Annotated in this window: 24 protein-coding genes; 6 read left to right on the forward strand and 18 right to left on the reverse strand. The window is 36.9% G+C overall.

Annotation, left to right across the window (positions count from 1 at the left end; genetic code table 11):
• Nucleotides 1-52: 52 nt before the first annotated feature.
• The 4 genes from RFH42_RS00190 to RFH42_RS00205 form a co-directional block, all read right to left on the reverse strand.
• Nucleotides 53-409, reverse strand: a complete 357-nt coding sequence (locus tag RFH42_RS00190) for a hypothetical protein (RefSeq protein WP_308973525.1) — start codon at nucleotides 407-409, stop codon at nucleotides 53-55.
• A gap of 124 nt (nucleotides 410-533) precedes the next feature.
• Nucleotides 534-2,780, reverse strand: coding sequence for a bifunctional prephenate dehydrogenase/3-phosphoshikimate 1-carboxyvinyltransferase (locus RFH42_RS00195; RefSeq protein ID WP_308973826.1), 2,247 nt, complete (start codon nucleotides 2,778-2,780; stop codon nucleotides 534-536).
• A gap of 9 nt (nucleotides 2,781-2,789) precedes the next feature.
• The gene (gene pheA / locus RFH42_RS00200) at nucleotides 2,790-3,899 is read right to left on the reverse strand and encodes a prephenate dehydratase (protein ID WP_308973526.1); all 1,110 of its coding nucleotides are present in this window, start codon (nucleotides 3,897-3,899) and stop codon (nucleotides 2,790-2,792) included.
• A gap of 215 nt (nucleotides 3,900-4,114) precedes the next feature.
• Nucleotides 4,115-5,464 (reverse strand): dicarboxylate/amino acid:cation symporter, encoded by a 1,350-nt coding sequence (locus RFH42_RS00205; protein ID WP_308973527.1) that lies wholly within the window; start codon nucleotides 5,462-5,464, stop codon nucleotides 4,115-4,117.
• 415 nt (nucleotides 5,465-5,879) lie between these two features.
• On the opposite strand from RFH42_RS00205, the gene RFH42_RS00210 reads away from it, so the two are divergent.
• Entirely contained in the window at nucleotides 5,880-6,878 is a 999-nt protein-coding gene (locus RFH42_RS00210) for a glycosyl transferase family protein (protein WP_308973528.1), read from the forward strand.
• Nucleotides 6,879-6,946: 68 nt separating this feature from the next.
• On the opposite strand, the gene RFH42_RS00215 is transcribed toward RFH42_RS00210, so the two are convergent.
• Genes RFH42_RS00215 through RFH42_RS00225 form a run of 3 tightly spaced genes read right to left on the reverse strand, consistent with a single transcriptional unit; the run spans nucleotide 6,947 to nucleotide 9,215 of the window.
• Nucleotides 6,947-7,474 (reverse strand): hypothetical protein, encoded by a 528-nt coding sequence (locus RFH42_RS00215; RefSeq protein WP_308973529.1) that lies wholly within the window; start codon nucleotides 7,472-7,474, stop codon nucleotides 6,947-6,949.
• Nucleotides 7,475-7,495: 21 nt separating this feature from the next.
• Complete coding sequence (locus RFH42_RS00220; protein WP_308973530.1) at nucleotides 7,496-8,803, reverse strand: glycoside hydrolase family 19 protein; 1,308 nt, start codon at nucleotides 8,801-8,803, stop codon at nucleotides 7,496-7,498.
• Nucleotides 8,796-9,215: a hypothetical protein gene (locus RFH42_RS00225; protein ID WP_374990732.1), complete on the reverse strand. Its 420-nt coding sequence runs from the start codon at nucleotides 9,213-9,215 to the stop codon at nucleotides 8,796-8,798. The genes RFH42_RS00220 and RFH42_RS00225 overlap by 8 nt, the downstream gene beginning before the upstream one ends.
• Nucleotides 9,216-9,283: 68 nt before the next feature.
• On the opposite strand from RFH42_RS00225, the gene RFH42_RS00230 reads away from it, so the two are divergent.
• Complete coding sequence (locus tag RFH42_RS00230) at nucleotides 9,284-9,979, forward strand: hypothetical protein (protein WP_308973531.1); 696 nt, start codon at nucleotides 9,284-9,286, stop codon at nucleotides 9,977-9,979.
• 96 nt (nucleotides 9,980-10,075) lie between these two features.
• On the opposite strand, the gene RFH42_RS00235 is transcribed toward RFH42_RS00230, so the two are convergent.
• Nucleotides 10,076-10,342, reverse strand: a complete 267-nt coding sequence (locus RFH42_RS00235) for a YeaC family protein (RefSeq protein ID WP_308973532.1) — start codon at nucleotides 10,340-10,342, stop codon at nucleotides 10,076-10,078.
• A gap of 2 nt (nucleotides 10,343-10,344) precedes the next feature.
• A complete protein-coding gene (locus RFH42_RS00240) occupies nucleotides 10,345-11,250 on the reverse strand; it encodes an NAD(+) kinase (protein ID WP_308973533.1) in 906 nt (301 codons plus the stop codon).
• Nucleotides 11,251-11,435: 185 nt separating this feature from the next.
• On the opposite strand from RFH42_RS00240, the gene mrcB reads away from it, so the two are divergent.
• Together mrcB and RFH42_RS00250 are read left to right on the forward strand one after the other, a co-directional pair.
• On the forward strand, nucleotides 11,436-13,808 hold the full coding sequence (gene mrcB / locus RFH42_RS00245; protein WP_308973534.1) for a penicillin-binding protein 1B: 2,373 nt from the start codon (nucleotides 11,436-11,438) through the stop codon (nucleotides 13,806-13,808).
• Nucleotides 13,809-13,922: 114 nt separating this feature from the next.
• Nucleotides 13,923-14,474, forward strand: a complete 552-nt coding sequence (locus RFH42_RS00250) for a tetratricopeptide repeat protein (RefSeq protein ID WP_308973535.1) — start codon at nucleotides 13,923-13,925, stop codon at nucleotides 14,472-14,474.
• A gap of 8 nt (nucleotides 14,475-14,482) precedes the next feature.
• On the opposite strand, the gene RFH42_RS00255 is transcribed toward RFH42_RS00250, so the two are convergent.
• Nucleotides 14,483-15,388 carry an NUDIX domain-containing protein gene (locus RFH42_RS00255; protein ID WP_308973536.1) on the reverse strand — a complete coding sequence of 302 codons (906 nt, stop codon included), beginning with the start codon at nucleotides 15,386-15,388 and terminating at the stop codon, nucleotides 14,483-14,485.
• Between the two features lie 131 nt (nucleotides 15,389-15,519).
• Here RFH42_RS00255 and hemP point away from each other — a divergent pair, with 131 nt between their 5' ends.
• Nucleotides 15,520-15,690, forward strand: a complete 171-nt coding sequence (hemP, locus tag RFH42_RS00260; RefSeq protein WP_016656909.1) for a hemin uptake protein HemP — start codon at nucleotides 15,520-15,522, stop codon at nucleotides 15,688-15,690.
• 95 nt (nucleotides 15,691-15,785) lie between these two features.
• Here the strand turns inward: hemP and RFH42_RS00265 are convergent, their stop codons facing one another.
• From RFH42_RS00265 to tsaA, 5 genes are all read right to left on the reverse strand, one after another.
• Nucleotides 15,786-17,144: a sensor histidine kinase gene (locus tag RFH42_RS00265; protein WP_308973537.1), complete on the reverse strand. Its 1,359-nt coding sequence runs from the start codon at nucleotides 17,142-17,144 to the stop codon at nucleotides 15,786-15,788.
• A 7-nt stretch (nucleotides 17,145-17,151) separates the two neighbouring features.
• Nucleotides 17,152-17,820, reverse strand: coding sequence for a response regulator transcription factor (locus RFH42_RS00270; protein ID WP_308973538.1), 669 nt, complete (start codon nucleotides 17,818-17,820; stop codon nucleotides 17,152-17,154).
• 106 nt (nucleotides 17,821-17,926) lie between these two features.
• The gene (locus RFH42_RS00275) at nucleotides 17,927-18,298 is read right to left on the reverse strand and encodes a NirD/YgiW/YdeI family stress tolerance protein (protein ID WP_308973539.1); all 372 of its coding nucleotides are present in this window, start codon (nucleotides 18,296-18,298) and stop codon (nucleotides 17,927-17,929) included.
• Between the two features lie 116 nt (nucleotides 18,299-18,414).
• Nucleotides 18,415-20,154 carry a GspE/PulE family protein gene (locus RFH42_RS00280; RefSeq protein ID WP_308973828.1) on the reverse strand — a complete coding sequence of 580 codons (1,740 nt, stop codon included), beginning with the start codon at nucleotides 20,152-20,154 and terminating at the stop codon, nucleotides 18,415-18,417.
• 149 nt (nucleotides 20,155-20,303) lie between these two features.
• Nucleotides 20,304-21,044, reverse strand: coding sequence for a tRNA (N6-threonylcarbamoyladenosine(37)-N6)-methyltransferase TrmO (gene tsaA / locus RFH42_RS00285; RefSeq protein ID WP_308973829.1), 741 nt, complete (start codon nucleotides 21,042-21,044; stop codon nucleotides 20,304-20,306).
• A gap of 103 nt (nucleotides 21,045-21,147) precedes the next feature.
• Between tsaA and RFH42_RS00290 the strand changes: the two genes are divergently transcribed.
• A complete protein-coding gene (locus RFH42_RS00290; protein ID WP_308973540.1) occupies nucleotides 21,148-21,927 on the forward strand; it encodes a ferredoxin--NADP reductase in 780 nt (259 codons plus the stop codon).
• Between the two features lie 851 nt (nucleotides 21,928-22,778).
• On the opposite strand, the gene RFH42_RS00295 is transcribed toward RFH42_RS00290, so the two are convergent.
• The 3 genes from RFH42_RS00295 to RFH42_RS00305 form a co-directional block, all read right to left on the reverse strand.
• Entirely contained in the window at nucleotides 22,779-23,732 is a 954-nt protein-coding gene (locus RFH42_RS00295; protein WP_308973541.1) for a lytic polysaccharide monooxygenase, read from the reverse strand.
• A 344-nt stretch (nucleotides 23,733-24,076) separates the two neighbouring features.
• The gene (locus RFH42_RS00300; RefSeq protein WP_308973542.1) at nucleotides 24,077-24,610 is read right to left on the reverse strand and encodes a hypothetical protein; all 534 of its coding nucleotides are present in this window, start codon (nucleotides 24,608-24,610) and stop codon (nucleotides 24,077-24,079) included.
• Between the two features lie 192 nt (nucleotides 24,611-24,802).
• Nucleotides 24,803-25,726 (reverse strand): hypothetical protein, encoded by a 924-nt coding sequence (locus RFH42_RS00305; RefSeq protein ID WP_308973543.1) that lies wholly within the window; start codon nucleotides 25,724-25,726, stop codon nucleotides 24,803-24,805.
• Between the last annotated feature and the right edge of the window lie 32 nt (nucleotides 25,727-25,758).

The raw sequence follows: 25,758 nt of genomic DNA on the forward strand, positions 1-25,758 counted from the left end.
TCAAGATATTATAAAAATAATACTCAAACTCCCTATGAGTATCATATATAAATTAGTACTTCCACTTTAATACATTTAAAGAATGATCTTGTCGCAAACTACATTCCACTGCCTGAGCCAATTGTCGAATGGTACTTTCTGATTTAATTTTCCCAAACCAATTTTGCTGTTCTTGATGCGTATTAGAAATTTCACATACCAAACTACCATCATCAGCATTAATATGACAACTCACTGCTAAAGCAACTTTTTCATCATTTACATTTACTGAGATGGCATCTTTTTGCTCATGTACTTGCGTTCTAAAGCCATATTGCGGTAATTGTGTTGCCAATAAAGCAGTCACATAATGTGCAGGGCATTGTGTAACCCCGGGTTGCTGAATTGCTAAAAATTCTAGTTTTCTCATGAAATCCCCCTATATCCATAATTATTATCAGGGTTTAGCATAAGCAATTTTAACAAAACAGCCAAGCCTTAACTTCGCTGTTTTTTTTCACACCTTGGTCTAATAAGATCTTTAATATTGAAAGTTATTCAATCACTTGAATATTCAGACCTGCTTGTTGAGTCAGAGCCGTGAAAGTCGGGAAACTTGTTGCAACTGTTTCTGTACCCTGAATAATGATCTCACCATGGCTCCGTAGACCTGCAATACTAAAACTCATTGCAATACGGTGATCATGATGTGATTCAATTTCAGCACCATTAAAAATGGTAGACCAATCGCCAGATTTACCTTTACCTTCAATGATGATGCCATCTTCTGTTGGTGTACACTCAATACCCATTGCTTGAAGCCCATCAGCCATGACTTGAATACGGTCAGACTCTTTCACACGTAATTCTGCCGCACCAGTCAGTACGGTACGCCCTTCAGCACAAGCAGCAGCAATAAACAACGCTGGGAATTCATCTATTGCTAATGGAACTTGATCTTCAGGAATATGAATACCTTTTAAAGTACGAGTTGCACGTATACGAATATCAGCAATCGGTTCACCGCCAGCAATACGCTCATTCTCAACGGTTAAATCAGCACCCATTTGTTTCAAAATTTCAATAATACCTGTACGAGTCGGATTAATACCTACCGCCTCTAAAGTAATATCTGCATTTTGACAAATTGCAGCACCCACCATAAAGAATGCTGCTGAAGAAATATCAGATGGTACTTGAATATGCGTAGCGCTCAGCTTGCCACCACCTTGTAGTGAAATACGATTCCCTTCTGTTTTCACATCATAACCAAATGCACGTAACATACGCTCTGTATGATCACGTGTTGGTTCTGGTTCAGTAATTGAAGTTTCACCTTGAGCCCAAAGCCCAGCCAACAATAATCCTGATTTCACTTGTGCTGAGGCCATAGGTAAATCGTAATGAATACCTTTTAGTCCAGTGCTTGCAGTAATCGAAAGTGGTGGTGTACCACGCTCACCCGTTGATTGAATCTGAGCACCCATCAAACGCAATGGTTTTGCAATACGTTCCATTGGACGTTTAGAAAGTGAGGCATCACCAGTCATAACTGAATCAAACTGCTGCGCAGCCAACATACCTGAAAGTAAACGCATTGAGGTACCAGAGTTCCCCATATACAACGCACTCGCAGGTGCTTTTAAGCCATGCATCCCTACACCGTGAATGGTAACTTCACCATTTTTAGGGCCTTCAATCGCTACGCCCATATCACGAAATGCCTGGAGTGTCGCAAGTGCATCTTCACCCTCAAGAAAACCTGTTACTTGAGTTGTACCTTCAGCTATCGCACCAAACATAATGGAGCGATGCGACACAGATTTATCACCTGGTACGCTAAATTTTCCTTGAAACGTATGTGTTCCTGGTGAAATACGAAATTGTTGTGTCACCTTAGTATTCTCCATCAAAGGTTTATTGGCCAACATATGATTAAAATGCTGTCTAGCTGCTTGAGCATGCCCAAGTCGCCCCATCAAGGCTTGTGAATCTTCAGTTTCAATCAGCTTTCTAAATACTGCCAATTGTGCTTCAAAGCCATCAATTGCTTTTAAAATTGCAGACTTATTTGCAAAGAAGATATCATGCCACATTTGGGGATCACTGGCAGCGATACGTGAGAAATCACGAAATCCGCCAGCAGCATAACGAAAGATATCAAGATTATCTTCACGATTAGCCAACTGCTCAACCAAGTTAAAAGCCATTAAATGAGGTAAATGGCTAGTATGTGCCAATACCTCATCATGTTTATCTACATCCATACAGATGACATCTGCTTCAGCTGCTTGCCACAATTGTGTCAGCTTTTCTACAGCCCAATCTGCACTTGTCGGCAAAGGTGTTAAAATCACTTTATGCTGTGCAAAAAGATCGACTCGACCAGCATATACACCTGTATGTTCTGCCCCCGCAATTGGGTGCCCAGGTACAAAACCTGCTGGTAAGTTTTCACCATATACAGCTTTGGCTGCCGCAACCACATTACCTTTGGTACTACCAACATCAGTAATAATTGCATTTTCCATTACATATGGACGAATACGCACCAATATTTGCTCTGTTGCACGAACAGGTAAGGCCAATACAATAAGGTCGGCATCTTGCACCGCATCAATTGGGTCTTGAAAACCTGCTTCAATAAGCCCCATGTGTAAAGCTGCATCTAAGGTTTTTTGTGACCGTGTAGATGCAACAATATGTTCTGCTAAATGCTGTTGTTGAATGACCCTAGCTAGACTTGAACCTATAAGGCCAAGTCCAATAAAAGCAACTTTTTTAAATAACGGTTGATTGATCATTTTGGCTTATAACACCGCCACAGGGTACGAACCAAGAACACGAACTTCTTTAACTAATGGACGAATATCATTAATTGCAGCTTTAACATTGTCTTGTTCAACGTGACCTTCAAGATCTATAAAGAACACATAAGCCCACTTTTCAGGTAAAGCAGGACGTGTTTCGATACTGGTTAAACTAATATTATGCTTAGCAAATGGCGCCAAGATCTCAAGTAAAGCACCTGCACGGTCATGTGCAGAGATCAATAGTGAGGTTTTATCATTACCACTTTGTGGTACTTTCTCACGACCTATAACCAAGAAACGTGTAGTATTTTCAGGGTTATCTTCAATATTGCTGTGTAAAATTTCTAAGTCATACAAACTTGCAGCTACATCTGAAGCAATTGCAGCAGAATGCCATTCATTACGAATACGGCGTGCTGCTTCAGCATTTGAACTTAAAGCAACTAACTCTACACCAGGATAATGCGCATCAAGCCACTTACGACACTGTGCTAGTGTTTGTTGGTGTGCATAAATTTGTTTAATACTATCTTTACGTGTATTTGCTGAAACAAGGAATTGATGATGAATTCTTAATTCAACCTCACCAATCACATTTAAGTGTGAAGATTTAAAACAGTCGAGTGTGTGGTTTACTACACCTTCAGATGAGTTTTCTACAGGCACTAAACCATAATGCGCACTACCTGCCTCAACTTCACGGAATACTTCATCAATGGTTGGTAAAGGGCGAACCAATGCATCATGACCAAAATGTTTTAATACCGCAGAATGCGTAAAGGTCCCTTCTGGGCCTAAAAAAGCAATACTTTGTGGTGCTTCTAGTGCTAAACAAGCAGACATAATCTCACGAAATAACCGCGCCATCGTTACATCAGAAAGTGGACCTTCATTACGCTCCATAATGCGGCGTAAGACCTGTGCTTCACGTTCTGGACGATAAAACATTGGGCTTTCTTCCGACAAAAACTTAACTTTAGCAACAGACTCCGCCAGTTTGGCACGGCGATTGATTAATTGCTGGAGCTGTTGATCGACCGAATCAATTTCATCACGGATTTGGTCAAGATTGAGTGAGTTCGAAGAATGCTGATCATCATGGACCATATGTGCTACTGCCCTTTTTCCAGTTGTGTAATTTTAAACCCAAGCAAGTATAACAAGACTTTAATTTAAAATGTCACACTTCAAAAATTTAATCTTTTACATATCATTAGTTCTATTTTCTCTTTCATACGCATCACGTTCATACGACCAAAAAAAATCCAAAGTTGCTGGAGCAACTTTGGATTTTGATCATTCAATATATGTGCTGAATGAAATTAAGCTGTTTTCACTTCTGTGCTTTCTTCAAGCATTTGACGATCAAGTTCTTCTGGATTATTTAAAGCGTTATGCAACTTTTCTTCATCCAAATGATCAACAATTTTTGCAACAACAATAGTCGCTAAACAGTTACCAACCAAGTTAGTCAATGCACGAGCTTCTGACATAAAGCGGTCAATACCCAATATTAAAGCTAAACCAGCAACTGGAATATGACCAACAGCGGTTAATGTCGCAGCTAAAACAATAAAGCCTGAACCCGTAACACCAGCTGCACCTTTAGATGAAATCAACAGCACTAAAAGCAAAGTGATTTGATGTGTTAAATCAAGCTGTGTACCTGTAGCTTGAGCAACGAAAATCGCAGCCATTGTTAAATAAATAGAAGTACCATCAAGGTTAAAGGAATAACCTGTAGGAATTACAAGACCAACAACTGATTTTTCACAACCCGCAATTTCAAGCTTTTTCAGCATACGAGGTAATACAGACTCAGAAGATGATGTACCAAGTACAATCAATAACTCTTCACGAATCATGCGAATAATCTTAAAGATGCTAAATCCACAGAAACGACTAATTGAACCGAGCACAATAAAGATAAATAGAACACAAGTAAGATAGAAACATAAAATTAATTGAGCTAACTGCGCCAAACTACCAATACCATATTTACCAATAGTAAAGGCCATTGCACCAAAAGCACCAATTGGAGCTAACTTCATGATCATATTCACGATGTTAAAGAACACATGTGCAACTTGATCAATTAACTTTAATACAGGTTGTCCAGCAGCACCTAAGCGATGTAGAGCAAAACCAAAAAGAATCGCAAATAATAAGACCTGTAAAATCTCACCATTGGCAAAGGCACCAACAACTGTATCTGGGATAATATGCATCAAGAAATCAATGGTCGATTGCGACTCACCTGACTTCACATACTTATCAATACCTGCTGTTGAGAGTGTACTGACATCAACATTCATACCAGCACCTGGCTTCCAAACGTTGATTACAAACAATCCAATCAATAAGGCAATCGTAGATACAACCTCAAAGTATAACAGGGCAATACCACCTGTTTTACCTACAGATTTCATGCTTTCCATACCCGCGATCCCACTGACCACGGTACAGAAAATCACAGGTGCAATAATCATCTTAATGAGACGAATAAAAGCATCCCCTAGAGGCTTTAACTGCTCCCCTAACCCTGGAATATTCTCTTTAACACCATCAACGAGTTGTGTGCTACTTGGATAGAAGTGCCCCACCAATACACCCGCAATGATCGCGACAATCACTTGAAAATAAAGTGATTTATAAATAGGTTTTTTAGCCATTTGCTCAACTTCTTTAGATTCTGACGGTCTACACTGTTCTGAACTCTAATCCTTGTTTTAAAAACAGAGTCACCAGCCAGATAAAGTGTGTGGCAGTATTAAAACCAATGAATTATATCAACCCATAGAACAGGCAACGCCTTGGAGCTAGGCTAAGGTCTAACTTCAGAGCTGCTTGCTGATTTTGTATACTGAAAAATTTTAATTATTTTAATGAATAAAAAACTTAACAGCGCAAAAGAATTGTTAATATTGACTAAATATTAAACACAATCTTGTTAGACCTTAGTCTTATACTTGATATTTATCGTGCATTTTCCAATATTTAACGATCTATAGCGCCTCTATTTTATTATTTATGGCATAGTAGATTTATTCCAAAGATTAAACCCTCTATTTACGATGAAGCTTCAGAATGAATACTACTCGAGTTAATATTTATCAAGATTTTGAACACCCCTTTGCTCAGTACATTCGTCTTATTGGTAAAGGCAAAACAGGTGCACGTTCACTTAGTTATGATGAAGCGTATCAAGCATTTACCATGATTCTACAACGTGAGGTTATGGATGTTCAGTTAGGTGCATTTCTTATAGCGTTGCGTATTAAAGAAGAATCAGTAGATGAACTCTGCGGTTTTGTTCAAGCAACAAAAGATCAACTTGACTACACGCCCATGCAAGTTGACCTAGACTGGCCAGCCTATGCAGGTAAACGTAAACATTATCCTTGGTTTATATTGGCTGCGTTAACACTTGCTAGACATGGTCACAAGATCGTCATGCATGGTGCAGCTGGCCATACTATAAATCGGCTATATACAGAACAAGTATTAGAATACTTAGGCTATTCAATTTGCCATACACAAACGCAAGTTCAACAACAACTTGATCAATTCAATTTTGCCTACTTACCTCTACATGCTATTTCACCTGTATTAAGTGAATTAATCGATCTCAGAAATGTTCTAGGTTTACGCTCACCGGTACATACTTTAGCCCGCCTCATCAATCCTTTTCAGGCCAAAGCAACCTTACAAGCGATTTTCCACCCTAATTACCGTCGTTCGCATCAACAGTCTGCCTATCAATTGGGTTACCAAAATAGTGCTGTTATTAAAGGAGAAGGTGGAGAGTTTGAGCGTAACCCTGATGCACGTACCTTAATTTGTGGGATCAAGGCTGGCGTATTATACGAACACGAGTTGCCAAAACTTACGGAGCTACGTAGTCCAGCTGAAGAACAACTTGATCTCTCAATATTTAAAGCAGTATGGGAAGGTCAACAATCTCATGAGTATGGTGAAATAGCTGTGATTGAAACACTCTCTATTGCACTTTATACCATGAACCTTGCAGCTGATTTTGAGCAAGCCAAACAACTCGCAACACAATTATGGAATCAACGTTTTTAATTTCTAAGCGATAGGGTTTCTCTTTTTTATGATTTTAATCAAATTAAGAAGAAACCCTTTTGTCACTTTTAATAATGCTTATCAAGCCACCTTTTTATTGAAGCGATATTTTTATATTTGAAATGCATATAGTCATCCGAAACACCTTCAAGTCCTGTACTATTTCCATTCAAAATTTTAGTTATTTCCTCTATCTTAATATTATTATCAATATTAAACACTTTATATAACTCTATGGTATACAACTTGCCACTAGGTTGAGGGTAACAACAATAGTTCTCAACATATAACATTATCAAAACGGGCTCTTTATATTTTTTCTTATAGATACTCGCAGCCAATAATTCAATACCAGCTCCCCCACCATTTCCTCCATATATTTTATTTACAATAATCTTTTTTTGTCCTACTAATAAAAAGCTTTCAATATACTGATTATCGGCATTTAAATCACAATTTTTTGAAGACAATCTAATATCATCTCTAGAGTAAATATCTAATTTAACATTTGTATAGTTACAATGATTTTTATCATCTTGAGCGTATGACTTTTGGTAAATTGCAATTAATATAATAATAAAAAGTAGGCTTCTCAAAATACTATCTCTTAAATAAGTCTAAATAAAAATTCTTCTGGCTTGGCTAAAATAAACTCGTCTATCCACTCTATTAGGAGCAAATTGATTTATTATTTTTGTTATTCTATCAACCACTAACTCTGTTGCACCGCTATCAGCCACCATATATAGCTTCTTCTCTAACCAAAAGACTATCGCTGATCTAACTGCATATTTCGATTTTTCTAATAATTCTGGAACTTCAGTAAAATCTAAATTGGCTTCTTCAGGCCAAATTTTAGGATATATCTTCGTTAATACATAATAATTGTACCTTCCTGTTGTTTGCTTTAACCCTCGCCCTAAAAATTTATATCCATCCCCATCTCTAATATTACCTAACGCTAATGATTTAGGTCTATTTTTATCCATATACCACTTATTAGTAATGGTTTTTATTTTCAATTCATTTGGTTGTAGTTTTGCATCTTCTTTAGCTTCATTCTGATGCGCTTTATAATAAGAAGACAGGCCAATTAAGTTATTCATAGTGTAATTTGAGATATCCTCTCTAAGACTAAATTTAGCACCAATCTCCCCCATAACCTGTGCCATAAAATGCGATTGTCTTAAACGAGTATTTAATTTATAGACTTCTAAATTACGATTAAGCTCATCCAAAATTGGCTGCATTTTAGATGCTGCAACTTTTGGCCACATTTTTTGCATTTGCTCAATGCGAATAGCTAAATCCTTTTGTGGAAGCTCTGATGTGGTTGAGCTCGGTTTATTAACATCCAAGCTCGAATCAGCACGGATAGAGGGTTGAATAACCGTAATTTCATTGTTTATTTTCTTGGTAATAATCTCATCAACATGAGTTCTATGCATTGGCTTTTTTGTCATAGGATCAAGAAGTTGAAACCTTAAAGGTTCTCCTATCAAGGCCTTTAATTCTACTCTCCCCATCTGGTCTGCGACTTGAACTGTATTTTTCCCCATATACCCGATTTGAATGTGTGCTTTAGCAACTGGCTTCGGTGGGATGCTCATATCTTTTACAATCAATATCACTGTTGTCAGATACGCATCAATAGAATGTGTCAGCGTGATCTTTTTGCGTGTCTGATTAACTTCATTAGTTGCTTTAACGACTAATTCTTGTTGATAATGACCATCAGGTTTTAAAACAGAAATATGATAGATCTCTCCCACTTTTAAAGTTAATTTGCACGTCCCTGATGTATCACATATTTTAAGTTCTTGATCTACTGCTTGATTCAATCCAATTTTAAAGGGGAAATTTTTAAATTTTTTTTCTTTTGAATCAACAATTAATAAATAAAAATCAATATTATCATTATCCACTCGCCTCACCACCTTCATCATCTTCATGTATGTTCATCACATCTAAATCTACAAACACATGAACGATTGCATCTACAGATTGATCTGTATAAAAACGGTTTGTTTCAATTTGCTGTGCTGAATTTTTAGTATCTAGACGTTCAAAAAATATAGGCTGAAAATCTCCAGCATTTAAGCCTAAAATATGTGTCACTTGTCCAATCTGAATGTTGGATTCTGTCGGCTCCATCGCTGTGGGAATATAAAATTTACGACTATAATCATGGGGTAAGGTTGGTAATATCCGTACAGGTTCAATTGCTTTCTCCCCTTCTTGAAAAATATGTTGACCCGCCTTAAACTCTGTTTTTCCGGGTGTTGTAATTGTTATTCCTTGTGCATTAATCACAATTTGTGATCCACCTGCCATCATTTTTACTCTTTTTTTGGCAATCTCGAAAATTCATACTACAAAATAAAAACAGCCTGAGCAATGATCAAATGACGATGATTCTTTGTGCCCATGTCGGCGACTATATCCTTCTTGCAGCGGATAAACGCTCAATGCTGTGTAATCTAAAAACAAGCTCCTTACAGCCCTATTCTGACCATGAGCAAAAAATTAGACGATGGCCCTATGGTGCAATTACAACAACAGGAGAAGTTACTTTTTCAAATAGAATCGAACAGCATTTTATAAATCATCAGCAATATGACTTCAGACCTTTAGATTTTATTTATGATGAACTACAACGGCGTACATTAGAAGGTATTCCTATTGAATACTTACAGCATTGTGCTGTCATTTATTCCTTGTTTAATGGTAGAAAAACACAGTTTTATTCAATTAATATAGCTTCTTTTTTTAATATTATGACAAAAAATGGGCAAAATGTAATACAACCTCAAATTAAAGAAATCACCAAAAATCAAATCAACATTCATTGTTTTAAACTTCCAACCGACCTAAGCCACCTACAAAGTTTCCAACAAAAAATTAAACCTTTTTATACTTTTAAACATGATATAGAAGCAATTCACTTTTATAGTAACTTGCTTAAGCAAATTTTTATTGAGCATGCTTGTATAGACCCAAGCATTAGCACTACATTTGATCTATATATACAATCTTGTCGCACTGGGAAAAATATAATATTGCGTATTAAAAATTTCCCTCAAGCTCAATTCATCAATTAACAAGCCTATTTTCGTGCTAGTAACTTAAATAAATTGACCCACTTGTCATGTATATAATCGATATACAGATAAGTGGGTTCTAAATAATGACAACATTCAAACAAAGCGAATAGGCTTTACTTCATGTTCTTCATGAGTGTGAGAAGAACAGCTGTCTTCTTCTTTCTTTGGTTTCGCAATATAACCTGTACGTTCAGTTGGATCTACGTGTTGGTGTTCCCAAGCAATGACTGCTTGCATACATGTTTGACGCTGTTCTTGAGTCAGTACCATTCCATTAGGCCACTTCCCAATTTCAACAGCTGTTTTTAATCGTTCAACGATGTTTTCATCTAACATCGAAAGCATTTGATCTATGTTCATATTTAATCCTGTTGATGCAAAGCTTCAAATTCTTGATTCCACCCAAGTTTAGTTCTACATGCCATATAAAAATCATAACCTGGTGGATGTAATAAAGTAAGTTTATACGGGTGCTTACGAATATATAAATTATCTCCGATGTTGAGTGCTACACTGTGTTGTCCATCAGCGCTGACCATTGGCATCACTCTGTTTTCACGGATACGAATCTTAATTTCACTTTGTCCGCCCACAACAATTGGACGTGAAGATAAAGTATGTGGATGCATTGGAACCAAAGCAATCGCATCCATACTTGGATGTAAAATAGGCCCACCCCCAGATAAGGAATATGCGGTTGAACCTGTGGGTGTAGCAACGATCAAACCATCACTATGTTGACGATAAACATATTGGCCATCAATATTTAATTCGAAGTCGATCATATGAACGGACTTACCTGAATGTAATACAACATCGTTTAACGCAATCGCATCAAAGATAAGCTCATTCTTACTACGAATTTCTAATTCCAATAGGAATCGTCGATCTAACTGAAATTGACCTTGTAATACTTGATCTAATTTCAGTAAAACGTCGCTTGGATTAATATCTGTTAAAAATCCTAATCGACCTCGGTTCACCCCTAATACTGGCGTACCATATTTAACTAAAGCGCGTGCTGCATGAAGTAACGTACCATCGCCACCCACAACAATGACTAAATCTGTGACTTCGCCCAGTAAGTGACGACTCACTGTTTGTGTATTACGATATGGAACAAATTTGGCTGTATCTGCATCTAAAACTGGATTTAAGCCTAGTTGTAACAGATGATCATGAATAAGACAAAGAGACTCTACGGCTGAAGTTTTGTCTGGTCGCCCAATTAAACCAATATTTCTAAATGTTTTTGGTAAAATTTGCACGTATGATCAGACTCCGTAGGGATTTTGGCTATAATAGCACTAATATTTTCATTTTAAAAAAACAATACGTTGCGAAATCACATCATATTGTGGTCTTTATCAGCAACATTTCACAGTTTAAATATTGCAAATTAAAGAAAAGCTTCGCATGATGGTCAAAATTCATCAGGCAATCTCTGACATTTATGAAGTTTCAACGTGGTATTGGCTTAATAGCGCTTATATTTTCTCTGCTTGTCATCGCAGCTGCAATTGCTTTCAGCATCTATGTGGTTCGTTTAGATAATGTTATCCGCGACAAATTTGAAGGTAATCGCTGGGATATTCCTGCAAAAGTTTTTGCACGCCCGCTAGAAATTTATAGCAATGCGCCAGTGAATCAGGCAGATGTAGAACAAGAGTTAAAACTACTTGGTTATAAACAAAGTAACAACTATGAGAAATCAGGTAATTATGTACAAAAAGATGGTGCTCTTTATGTCCATACCCGTGGTTTTGACTTCGGTGATAGTGTTGACCCCGAACAAGTTTTACAAATTTCCTTTGCCAACAATCAAGTCAACGATGTCCGTGCAACCAAACCTTCAAGTACTGGAATTGCACGTCTTGAACCTCTGTTGATTGGTGGTATTTACCCTCAACATAATGAAGATCGTGTTTTAATCAAACTCAATAAAGTGCCAAAACCTTTAATTGAAGCTTTAATCGCCACTGAGGATCGTAATTTCTATAAACATCACGGTATTTCAGTGCGTGGTACTGCACGTGCCATTGTTAGTAATATCACAGGTGGACGACGTCAAGGTGGTTCAACACTGACTCAACAATTGGTTAAAAACTTTTATTTAAGTCCAGAAAAAACACTAAAGCGTAAAGTCAATGAAGCCCTAATGGCATTATTACTTGAATTACACTATAGCAAAGATGAAATTTTAGAAGCTTATCTAAATGAAGTGAATTTAGGGCAAAATGGCAACTACTCAATCAACGGTTATGGCCTTGCTGCACAATTTTATTTTGGATTGCCATTACGTGAGTTAAATACAGCACAACAAGCATATTTAGTAGGTCTTGTTCAAGGTCCAACCCTATATAATCCATGGAAAAACCCAGAAGGTGCGCTTAAACGCCGCAATGTCGTCTTAAACAACATGTTGGTGATGGGTTACCTCACACAGGATCAATATGAAACTGAGACAGCTCGTCCACTTGGCGTTGTGGCCAAACCAACGACTGGGCCTTCTCGTTTCCCAGATTTTCTTGATATTGTCCGTCGTCAACTAAAAACTGAATATCAAGAATCTGCGCTAACCAACCAAGGCTTGCGTATTTTTACCACACTCGATCCAATTGCGCAGACTCGAGTACAAAACAGCTTCCGCCAAACTGTTGCACGTCTATCCAATGCCAATCCTCAACGTTTAAAAAACTTGCAAGGTGCAGTGTTAGTCACACACCCAGAAAATGGTGAATTAATAGCTGCTGTCGGCTCAACCCAAGATTTTACTGGCTTCAACCGTGCCCTTGATGCAAAACGTCAGGTTGGCTCACTTTTAAAACCGATTATTTACTTATCAGCTCTTGAGTCTGGTCGTTACACTTGGGCCAGTAAAATTGAAGATAGTCCAATTAGCTTAAATACAAGCAATGGAAATAATTGGACACCTAAGAACTATAGTGGCAACACTTATGGTTCAGTTCCAATGGTGCAAGCGCTTGCAAACTCTTATAACTTATCTGCCGTTCGTTTAGGTAATGAGTTTGGAGTCTCTAGTTTTACTAACCATTTGGTTAAATTTGGTGTTACATCCAAAGTTCCTAGCTACCCATCTATTTTCTTAGGTGCTGTAGATATGTCTCCAATGGAAGTACTCAGTATCTACAGTAATTTTGCAACAGGTGGCTTCAAATACCCAATTAAATCAATTCGTTCAGTTGTTGATGATAAAGGCCACGTGTTAGATCGTTACAGTTTGAGTGTACAACAAACCATCGACCCAACCTCTGCATATTTACTCAACTATGGCTTACAACAAGTCATGAGTTCAGGGACTGGGCGAGCAAGTTACAATACATTCTCACCAGAACTTAAATTGGCAGGTAAATCTGGAACAACCAATGATGCTCGTGATTCATGGTTTGCAGGTTATTCAGGTAATCATGTTGCTGTAGTCTGGTTAGGTCTAGATGATAATAAAATCACTGGTCTAACAGGTTCGAGTGGTGCTCTTCCTGTTTGGATTAATGTCATGAAACAGCTCCGACAAAAACCCGTTAACCTGAAACAAACAGGAGATATTCAATGGCATTGGATTGATCTAGAAAGTGGCAATTTATCAGCACAAGGTTGTGGTGGTGCATTGTATATTCCAATGACTCAATTTAGTGTGCCACGTCATGCAACTGCATGTGGTTTACCCTATTATGAAGTGCAACCTACGTATATTCCTGATGCAGAAAATACTATGGGGAATGGTGATGAACAAAATATGCCAAATACACCAAACGATGAAGAGCAGTTTATGCAACATCAAGATGCGAATCCTTTAAGCCAATAATCTTCAGAATTAATCACATCCAAAGCCCCACTGACAATTCATTGCACAGTGGGGCTTTTCATTTACTCATCACTATGATTATGCTTATGGTCATTTTAACCGCATTGATTCACTATGAAATTCAAACAATCCCTTATACTCAGTAGCCTTGTTGCCAGTCTAATCGCTTGTAATAGTGTTCCAACTCCTCCTACAACCAAACCTACACCAACTCCTACCCCAGTCCAACCTAAAGCGCCTACAGGTGTGACAACCACTCCATATGAGCAAGCAGAAATCAAACGTCAACCATTCGTTGTTCAACCACCTCAACAAACTGCGCAGAAACAGCATTTTGAGGATGGTTTACAGCTCCCTGCATTTAAACAACTTATGCAACAAAGCCAACAAGCCTTACAAAAAGGCCAGCTTGACCAAGCAGAACAATATGCAATGCAAGCACAGCGCCTTGCTCCCCAATCGGCTGAAAACTTTCTCTACCTAGCACAGATTGCACAGCAAAGAAACCAGCTCAATAATGCTGAGTCTCTTGCACGTAGAGGATTAAGTTTTGCTCAAAATCAAGCAGTTGAAAAACAACTTTGGCAAGTGATTTTAAAAACGGCGCAACAACAAAATAAAAGCAAAACTATAGCTGAAGCACAAACACAGCTACAACGCCTCTAAAATAAGCACTAAAAGTTTCGTATACCAGCAACGCCATAAGCATGATGTTGCTGTGCCAGTATATCGTTCTTAGGATGCATGCCACCAAGTGCGAAAACAGGAATCTGCGTTTTAATGGCTAATTGACTAAACAATTCCCAACCCAGCCCCTGTTGTTCAGGATGTGTCGGTGTCGATAACACAGGGCTAAGACTAATTGCATCCACACCAATATGGTTGGCATGTAAAATTGAAGCTTCATCATGACAAGCCGCTAGGCTACGAACATGTCGTGGTAAATCTTTGCTATGCAATTGCATGAGTTGTTGTTGTTTGAAATGTACAGCTGCAACCTGAGATTGCTGCACTTGAGACAACCTTGACCAAATATTGATATTTAAAATTAAACGTGAAAGTAAATCTTCACCCACCGATTGAAGTTTTTCAAGCAGCTCATTCTGTTGAGAATGATCACAACGTAGATATAACCAACGGTCATTTTCAACATGTTGAAGCTTATGCCAATCGGATGAAATTTTAATGAGTCTCGGCCAAAGTAAACGCTGAAGAATAGCTTGATTAGCTGCAGGAAAATTCAAATCAGATAATTGTTCCCGTTTATACCATGCCCATGGCTTTTGGATTTTATCCAATTGTGAAAGATCAATTTGGCTGCTAAACACATGTAATTTTACTATTAAATCATCATATTGATGTTCAATCAGATCTACAAAATGCCAGTGTGGTAAATCAATACCCACTTCTTCTAAAACTTCACGGCGACAAGCATCTTGGGCATTTTCACCCTTCTCAATTTTCCCACCAGGGAATTCATACTTATTCCCCTGATGCTGTTTGGCACTACGCCAACCTAACAATAATTTAGATTGGTAAAATACAAGACCAATTGCAACCTCAACAGACTTAAGAGACATAAAATTTTGCACTAAACTATGGGGTCTCTAGTCTAAGCAATTGCTTTTTGATAAACCACAAAATTATGTTGACAGACTCATTCGATAATGATTATCATTTAAAACAATAAAAAACACCACGGAGTAACGCCATGAACGCACCATTTAGCCTATTTACCCGCAGCCACGAACAAAACCATGCTTTACCTATGTTACATTCAAGTAATCTATTCTCACTAGGACGAGAAATCCGTATTATGCATGCAGGTGAAGAATATCGTTTACGTTTAACACGTAATAACCGCCTAATTTTAACTAAGTAATCAAACTAAACGTAGATCATAGACTCAAACGTGGGAGCGGCAGTAATTATAACGATATAGATACTGCCCTTTTATATTTTATGAGTTATTGTATTTTACGTATTAGGTAAAATAAGACGTACGACCAATCCACCACTTTCCGCTCGATTAAATTCTAATTGCCCTTGATGTAGCTCTACAATTTTTTTACAAATTGACAATCCTAAACCAGAACCTTGTGTTTTACTTCCTAAAGCTCTATAAAAACGTTCTCCCATACGCGCCAAGCTTTCAGCTGTCAATTGATGACCTTGATCTTCAATCTCCAAAATACTCTGTGTAGCTACCCATCGATAGCTTATCTTGACTTGGCTTGCGGGGTTACTATATCGAACCGCATTATCAACTAAATTTCGTATGCATATATAAAGAAACTCACGCTGTGCCCAAATCAATCCGTCTTCTGGCACATTTTTGGTAACATCCACTTGTATCTCAACATGTTTTTCCTCAATAAATGGCTCTAAAGAATGTATAACTTCATGTAGTAATGGATATAAATCAAATCGCTCTTTATGCAACTGCTGTTGTTCGGTAGGATCTAGGCGTGCTAAGAGCAAAAGATTTTCAAGAACTTGAATACCCCGATTAAGATCACGTTGAATTGAATCCAATTCAGGCTGTAACGCGTTGAGTTGCCCTGCATATTTACGCTGTAAGACTTGTAAGCGCATTTTCATCGCTGACAATGGGGAACGTAACTCATGAGCTGCATCTGCAGTAAAGCGCTGCTCAGCAGCTAAACTATGCTGCAACCGTGAGAGTAATAAATTAAGTTGCTGTAAAATAGGTTGTAATTCAACAAATTCAGGTTCAATACTTTGTATTGGGCTAAGATCATTAATATCTTTAGCGGCTATACGTTGTGAAAGACGCTTAATTGAGAAAAACTGTTTACGAATAAGAAAATTGAGTAAAAATAACTGTAATAGCCATAAAATAATAAGCCCTGCACCATAAATTGTAATACTTCCCCAAATACCTTCAAATCTCTCTGTCAAAGGTTGGAAAAGCGTAACCTGCATATGACGTTGCTTATCTTCGACTTGATAATAACGCCACAATTTTTTTTCAGACCAAGCATATGCATAGTGATCGTGACCATAACGCCAAATCAAAGGGGCTGAATCTACTGGGAAATCTTTAGACTGCGTTAAGGTTTGTTGATCCAAATTAAGTTGATAGTAAACTTCAAACTCATTACTCAAATCATCAACTTGTATAGTATGGTTTTGGCTGATATCTCGACTCAACAACGTATCGGCTATCTCATCCATCATATCATCTTGCATATTCATACTTTGATAAATAGAAAATGATAACAAGAAAACAAAAGCGAAAATCCCAGCAATAATTGAACTTAACATTGCTGTTTTAATTAAACGACTTTGCAGCGATACATGCGTTGATTTCATTAAAAAATTACTCTTTTGCTTCTGCGTTCATTCTGTAACCTAAGCCACGTATTGTTTTAATCATTTTTATACCGATTTTTTTACGAATTTGATAAATAAAAACCTCTATCGCATTGCTTTCAATTTCATCCCCCCAAGCATAAAGTGACTCTTCTAATTGCTCTCGCGTCATAACATGTTCAGGTCGTTGCATTAATTTATGTAATATTTGAAACTCTTTAGCAGTTAAATTCACCATACTCCCTGCTTGAGTTACCGTTTTAGCTTGTGGATCTAAACATAAATCGGCAAAACACAGTTGTTGACTTTGTACAGTTTGTCTCTGGCGTAAGTGACTGCGAATACGCGCAGATAACTCCTCTAAACTAAAGGGTTTAACCAAATAGTCATCTGCACCAAGATCTAAACCACTCACCCGATCTTGAATCGAATCACGGGCTGTAATGAAAATTACTGGAGTAGAGATTTTTAGCTGTTGAATTTTTTCAAGAATTTGATCACCTGTATGTTTTGGCAACCCCCGATCCAGCAAAATGCAATCATAGACATGCTGCTCAATAGCTAAGATTGCGTGATCCCCACGTTCAACCCAATCAACGCTATAGCCATCCATTTCTAGCCATGCCTTTATACTTTCTGCTTGAGAAACATCATCTTCAGCAACTAATATTCTCATCATATTCCCCATTCACTGGCTGGATTTCATCTTTATTATTGATGTTCTACAACAAAAAAACCACAGACCATAATGATATGTGGTTTTTATTCCAATGTGCTTTTAATTAAAAACGAATGGATTTTACATCAATTTCAACCCGTTTCATTGGTTTATAGTCTACGTCAACTTCACCCACAATAGTAACTGGTGTATTAGCAGCAATTGCATGACCTTGCCATAACTTATGATCAATTTCTACAGTGACGCTACCCGTTTGGTCACGAAATTCATATTTTTCATCACCCAATGATTTTACTACATTGCCGTGTAACTCAACTTGGCTGTCATCTTTGGCACTCATAGCCTGCTTTACAGTTTTAATGCTTGCGACAGCTGCTTGATTGACAACATTTGGAGTTGCAACGGTATTTGCCATCGCTATAGTTGTAGTTGTTATGAATGCTGCTGTTAATAACAATTTTGAAATTACTTTCATGCTATTTTCCTCATTGTTTTAGGAGAATCTTCATTCGACAGAGCTATTAAAACAAATACAAATGAGCTCAATCTTAAGAAGATTAATCTACCCAGAAGCACAAGTAATATATTGCGTTATTCTTTTTCACTGACTAGGACAGTAAGCGCTTCTTCCAAACCAATTGCTCCGCTAAGAACCTGTTTGATTGCCGCAATACGTAAAGATAGCATACCAGCATTCGCAGCAGCCTTTCTCAGCCCATCAATATCCTTGGATTTCATCATTTGCTGTTTAACATCGTTATTCACTGGCATAAATTCATATAGTGCAATGCGTCCCAAAAAACCCGTTTGCCTACAATGTACACAGCCCCGTGGCTGAAAAAGCTGTAAAGGCTGAGGATATTCTTCATTCATGATGAGGCTCTGCCACTGCGATGGATCAACTTCACCATATTGTTTGCAATGTACACAAAGTTTTCGTACTAAACGCTGTGCGAGTACTCCAAGTAAGGTTGCTGAAATTAAAAAAGTAGCCACACCTAAATCTTGTAACCGCATTACACTAGAGACTGCATTTTGGGTATGTAAGGTAGAAAAGACCAGATGCCCAGTTAATGCAGCTTGTATCGCCATCTGAGCTGTCTGTTGATCACGGATTTCTCCAACCATAATAATATCTGGATCTTGTCGCATTAATGCACGAATAGCTTCAGCAAAATCTAAATTTATTGTTGGATTAACCTGCAATTGATTAAAACTTGGCTCTATCACTTCAATGGGATCTTCAATACTACAAACATTGACCTGTGTTGTTGCACAGCATTTTAAACTCGAATATAAAGTTGTGGTTTTTCCAGACCCTGTTGGACCTGTAACTAAAATCATGCCATGACGTGATTGAATGAGTTTTTGCCAAACTGTCAATAATTCTGCATCAAAACCTAATTGGGATAACTCTCGAAATAAAAGTGCTGGATCAAAAATTCGTAGCACTATTTTTTCACCAAAAGCCGTTGCCAAGGTTGATAAACGTAATTCTCTCTCTTGCTGTACACCTTGTATACGTATACGGCCATCTTGTGGACGCCGCCGCTCTGCCACATTGAGTTGAGCTAAAATTTTCAATCGAGCAACCACTGCTGTGTAACTTGTCATCGGCATTTGATAAACACAGTGCAATATACCATCTATTCGAAAACGAACCCTGGCTTGTAATTGTTGAGGTTCTAAATGAATGTCACTCGCACGTTGCTCAAAAGCAAATTTCAATAACCAATCGACCAAATGAATAATATGAGGCTCATCCAGTTCGGTATCCATCGAATTTGGCAGTGTCTCAGCCCATGTATTTGTATCTTGATATTGATCTACACTAACTGTTGCTTGCTTAACACTATACAGTTCCACCTGATAACGCTGCATTAGGTGTGGATTTAATAAGACAGTGATAATCCTTTTCTTTTTTTGAGACATAGTGACTTGAGGCAACCATTGCTGATTAAAAGGCTGAGTTGTTGCAATCCAAACCTCATCATGACTAACCTTAACAGCCAATATATTGTTTTTAAATGCAAACTCTTGACTCATCACCTGAGTTAGGGCGGTAATATCCAGCTGTAATGGATCAAGCTCATACAAAAGCAAGTTTGATTTTTTAGCTAACCACATACATAAGTTCGCCAAAGTTAAAATCGTCTGATCCTGCCTATGGCGAATTTTAAAATGAGCGATCCACTGTAAAGCATGCCAAGCTTGTTGATTAATACGGCGTGGTGTGGTGCGTATGAGATCATGGTCTCGCTGTGTAATGAGTCCATCATGTTGTAATTGTTCTAAACACCAACCACTATCGATGTTAAAGTCCATACGCATTGACGTTTTATCTTTGATCATATTTTTATTATTTGATTGTGATTGAATTCTAATATTAGATAAAAACTTGCCATTAATATGAAATGACAAGTCTGATTAAAAGTAGCAATAAAACGAAAAACCTCAACGAAGCTGCAATATTAACAAAACTATAAATTGACTATTTTTTCAATCTGTATAATTTCGATAATTTGCTCATCCACGCGAAATTTAATATTAAACTCGGCAAACATCATGCCATACACTCGTGTTGGGTCTTGTTGATAAGCAGGACGAGGATCTAAAGCTAGCACTTGCTCAAGCTCTAAAATAGTCTGTTGGCTCAGCATACTTTGCTGTAAATAATCTTGCTTCTGTACTATGGCTGTATCAGCCCAACAGACAGATTTTGTTAAAGGTTGTTGTTGAGCATATCCGCTTTGTGCATCCATCACTGCATCTGAATATTGAATATAAGGTTTAATATCGATAATAGGTGTGCCATCTAATAAATCACTACCCGATACATATACTCTTATGGATTTTCCAACCTTAACCACTTTTTTTAATTTAACGACAGACAATCCCAAAGCAGCGGGGCGATACATACTTCGTGTAGCAAATACACCAAGTTTTTGATTGCCACCTAATCGTGGTGGCCGTACTTGGCTACGAAAATTTGTTGAACATGTATCTTTTGCTTGTGCATCTTTATTTTGATGAAAATTCCAAATCAACCATAAATGACTAAATGCTTCTATCCCCTCAAACGCAGCAATATCATTATAAGGTGCCTGCATTTCCAAATAAGATTCTACTTCAACCAAATTAGGTTGACGCGGAATTCCAAACTTTTCGCGAAATGGGCTATGCATATACGCGATGATTGGGACTTGTATACAGGGCTTCATCATTTTTACTCATAAGCTCAATTAATTTTATTCAGTTTATCGAGAATGATTTTAGTTTAGAATAGTGGGCTATATTAATTTGTTATGTTTATTGAGACATTTAATGGCTGCTTTCAACGTCGAAAAGATCACGCATGTCCATCATTGGAATGATACCCTTTTTAGTTTTAAAACAACTCGCGATACTGCACTACGCTTCAAAAATGGCCAATTTGTGATGATTGGACTTGAAGTAAACGGTAAACCACTCATGCGTGCTTACTCTATTGCGAGTGCTAATTACGAAGAAGAACTCGAATTCTTCTCAATTAAAGTACAAGATGGCCCTCTCACCTCAATTTTACAAAAAGTACAAGTGGGTGATGAACTGTTAGTCTCTAAAAAACCAACAGGTACTCTTGTACTTGATGATCTTAATCCAGGGAAAAACCTATATTTACTTTCTTCTGGTACAGGTCTTGCGCCATTTTTATCCGTTATTCGTGACCCTGAAACTTATGAACGCTTTGAAAAAGTAATTGTTGTTCATGGTACACGTTTTGTTTCTGAACTTGCTTATCAAGATCTTATACTTGATGAACTCCCAAATAATGAGTTTTTTCAAGAGCTCGGTATTCAAGACAAACTTGTTTACTACCCAACCGTAACACGTGAAGAGTTTCATACACGTGGCCGTGTAACTCAAGCAATTGAATCTGGCGAACTATTTGAAAAGATCGGTTTAGAACGCTTCAATCCTGAAACAGACCGTGCAATGTTATGTGGTAGCCCACATTTTCTGAAAGATGTTGCAGATCTATTAGACCAGCATGGCCTAAAAGAATCACCACGTATGGGTGAACTTGGCGACTATGTTATTGAACGAGCTTTTGTCGAAAAATAAAAAGCCTTCTGTTTAGTACAAATAAGCCCCCATGAATGTATTTCCACTGGGGGCTTTATTGTACGAATATTTAAAAGTTAAAATTTACTTATACCATCCAACATTAACAAGACCTAGGTGTTAAGTTCCTGCTTAGCACTATACATGTACTTAGAATAGCCAAATTCATAAAAATTTCTTTCGTTTAACTTTGCAAGTCCCTTGAGCATAGCTCCTATCATCTCCTCATTGAGTATAGGCCATATAGATTTCGTACCATAATTCGATCATCTGAACCAGACGAACACTTAAATGTCAGTTAGCTTAAAAAGTACAGCCTCTCAAAGTGAATCAGCGTGTAATTATCAAATGCAATCCAATCAAGACAACATAATTTAAGCAACTCTCAAACAAAATCAGTAATAGTACATAAGAACAAAGAAAGAATTCTCTACTCAATAATATTGAATCTCTGTATCAGAGCAAAATAAAAAAACGCTGTATATTCGGATTAAACTCAATCAGGCTATTTTAAAATTATCAAATCCGGGTTATAGAAAGATCAATTCATTATTCGAGATCTTTAAAATTATTTTTAGATTTGTTAACTTATAAAATATAAAGCAACCCTTTATATAATGTAAAAACAATGAATATTTAAAAAAATATTTCACAAAACAATATTAAAAATAACCACACTATAGCCAATTATAATATAGAAAATTAAAAGGGCTCTTATAAAAGAACCCTTATTAAAAATCAAGATAAAATAATTAAGATAAAGAAAACTAAAACTTCTTTTTTATAATTTTATAAAACCCCAAAGTTTCAATATATTTTAAATCATCTTATTATATTTATTGTGTTATTTATTACTTATATTGCCTTGTAGCAGGCTCATACACAGTATTACCAACAATTGCTCCTGCTGGAACTTTCCACTTACTCGCTGATGGCTTAGGCGTAGTTACAGCTGGTTGAGAAATTGGTTCACCAATTTGTATTGCCCCTGCTGGTACTTTCCATGGTTTGTTAGTTGTAGGTTGTGTAGTCGTTACCACAGGTTTAGTCGTAGTAGTCGTCACTACTGGCTTAGTCGTTGTCACCACAGGTTTAGTCGTCGTTACCACAGGTTTTGCTTCATTTTCTGACGATTGAATGTCGATATCACTACAGTTCAAGAATGCTTCATTACCAGCATCATCACGCTGCCAAATTGAATAAAGCATTGCCTTACCATGTCGATCTGCAGGTATACGAATATCAGTCTTATAAACCGCCGTACCATCTGGATTAATGGTTGTTGGTGCCATTTTCCCAACATATAGAGGATTATCTAAATCTAAATCAGACCATCTTAATTCACGGTTTTGAAAATCAGCATCTTTTTTAGTAATGTAAATACGATGATCTGAAGGAAAATGAGGTGCTGTTAATTTCCAAATGTGAGTAAAAGTAGTACCAGCTTTAATGGGTGTTAACTTCCAGCCTCTATTTTGAGGTACATCAAGCCCTTGTTTATTTTTATCGCCTGCCGCACATAATAAGCCATTAGGTACAGCTTTCTCTAAAGCAGCTTGGTTATTACGCGGATTTGGGTTTGCAGCCCCTTCATTCCACTGAATAAAAGCATAATAACCAGATTTTTCAAAACTCGCTCGACAACCTGCATTTGGAATCGCACTTGATGCACCCCAAAATTTACCATCATCTTTACATTGGGATTGGCGTGAGATTGGATAAGATACACCACCATGTGCATGGACTTGTTGTGTAAATAGTATTGCTAATATTTGAACTGTATTTAATAAAATTAATTTACGCATTGAAATTCCGTCATAAAACAAAATGTTTTTAAACAAATAAATATTTAATATAACTTTAACCACTCATTATATGCCGACATTATAAACAGCAAATTTACATATGCAATACATTGTTTAATTAAATTAATAAATATATTTTTTAATTTAATTAAAACAAATAAATACAGAAAAAAATAATTTTAAAAATTAAAATAAAAAATTAAAACCAATGATGCAAATCGTTAAAATAATAATAAAAGTTAAAAAAACACACATACAGAATAAATATATAATAAAAATCACACTTTTATATAAATACAAAAATATACCGCTTTTATTTAATATATTTTGATATTTAAAAGACATTAATAAGAATACATTTGCTCAGCTAATTGAGTATTAAAAATAAATCTTGTTTCTGTCATTGGGAAAAAGTCTGCTGTGACTTCTATCATATCTGCCTGACGTAATTGTGCTAAGAACACATCAACTCCATCTAAAGCAAATACGATTCTATTTTGCGTGCTCTCTGTAGATAGATGCGTATCTAAGTAAAATAAATAGCTTTTACCAGAAAAAGAAACACGAATTGGGCAATAATCACGATCACAACGAAATGTAACATTATGCGCAACTATTTCTACCCACATTTTTTGCGTTTCATCACGGTGAATAATTAATTGTGCTGAGGTCTGGGCATATGCTGCTGCTTGATCATAAACAGACCATGTTTCCTGCTGATTTTTCGTAGATACAACTTTTTGGTACTGCCAAGTCTTATTGTATTGGAGTTGCCGTCCCAAAGAACCGAGTTGCTCTAAATTATGCTTTTCTTCAGATGATTGTTTACAGGCGATAAGTGCTAAAACAAGACTACACAATAGGACTTTCCACAACATTTAATTTTGGCCTTTATTTTTTATTATTTGCTTATAATTATTCGTAAAGATTGAAACAATTTTTCAACCAAGATCGCTATTTCAGCACATAAAAAATATGAATAACTAGCTAATTAACACTTTTATACATAGAAATCACAATTAAACACTTTCGGTTTGAGCGCCTCCTTTTTTCTAAAGACGCTCTCTCCCTTAATGTATGAATTGATCTATACGTAAACAACGTTGTTGAATATTGCGTGCTAATAGGTAGCTAAACAAAGCACTCAATAGTGCAAAACCGGCAAGTACATAAAGTAGTACTTTAATAATGCTCGATATTTTTTCTGCCTTTTCAGCCTGTTGATCCAACTGCTTTGTAATTGGGCTGACACTTTTACCATATAACTGTTGTTGCATGGCCCAGAGTTGTTCAGGTTTAAAACCATAACTCATAAAATAGGGTTGAGACTGTTCACTTACCAATAACTGCTGCATATAACTTTGAGCAGCCGCTTTATCAACTGGATCATGTAATAAAGCAGTTTGTGCCAATAAATAAGCTTTTACTGCTTCTAGTTCACGTCCGTATGCTAGCTGTTGTGCCATGACGCTGTCTTGAATATTTTGATCATAACTCAACAACATACTATATGGTTGTTGCTCAGCAACATTGAGCCTATGTTGGATATAACTCAAACTAGACCAAATCAAAATACAACTGATCAGCCATGCAACAAACTTAAGTACTAATGATTTAAATCTGCGTTGAAAATAACCAAAATGTTTTAACACTCGAATGAGGCAAAAACCACCAATAAGCACTGCAAATATCTTTAAAAAAAACCAGCCTAACCAACCCATAAAGCGTTCCAAATAGTGAGGTAACTCTCTACTCTGAAAACTGGTCAAATCAACACTGGCAGGAATATGGAGTTGCTGTACACTTCTACTTAAATCCCAATAACTCAGAACCAACTGTTGCTGGATCACTAAAAGAAAACAGGCAAGCAGCATTATACAAATGCTAAAAATGGCAACGATATATAAATTACGCTGTCGGCGTTGTAGAATGATTAAGCTTAAATTGACATCTTGTCTTGTAGCCTGTGATTTTATTGAGTCAAAACCAGACAAGAGATACTCCTCTATTCCACATTCATCATTTA

It is taken from the genome of Acinetobacter rudis, assembly GCF_031157835.1.
Lineage (GTDB): Bacteria > Pseudomonadota > Gammaproteobacteria > Pseudomonadales > Moraxellaceae > Acinetobacter > Acinetobacter rudis_A.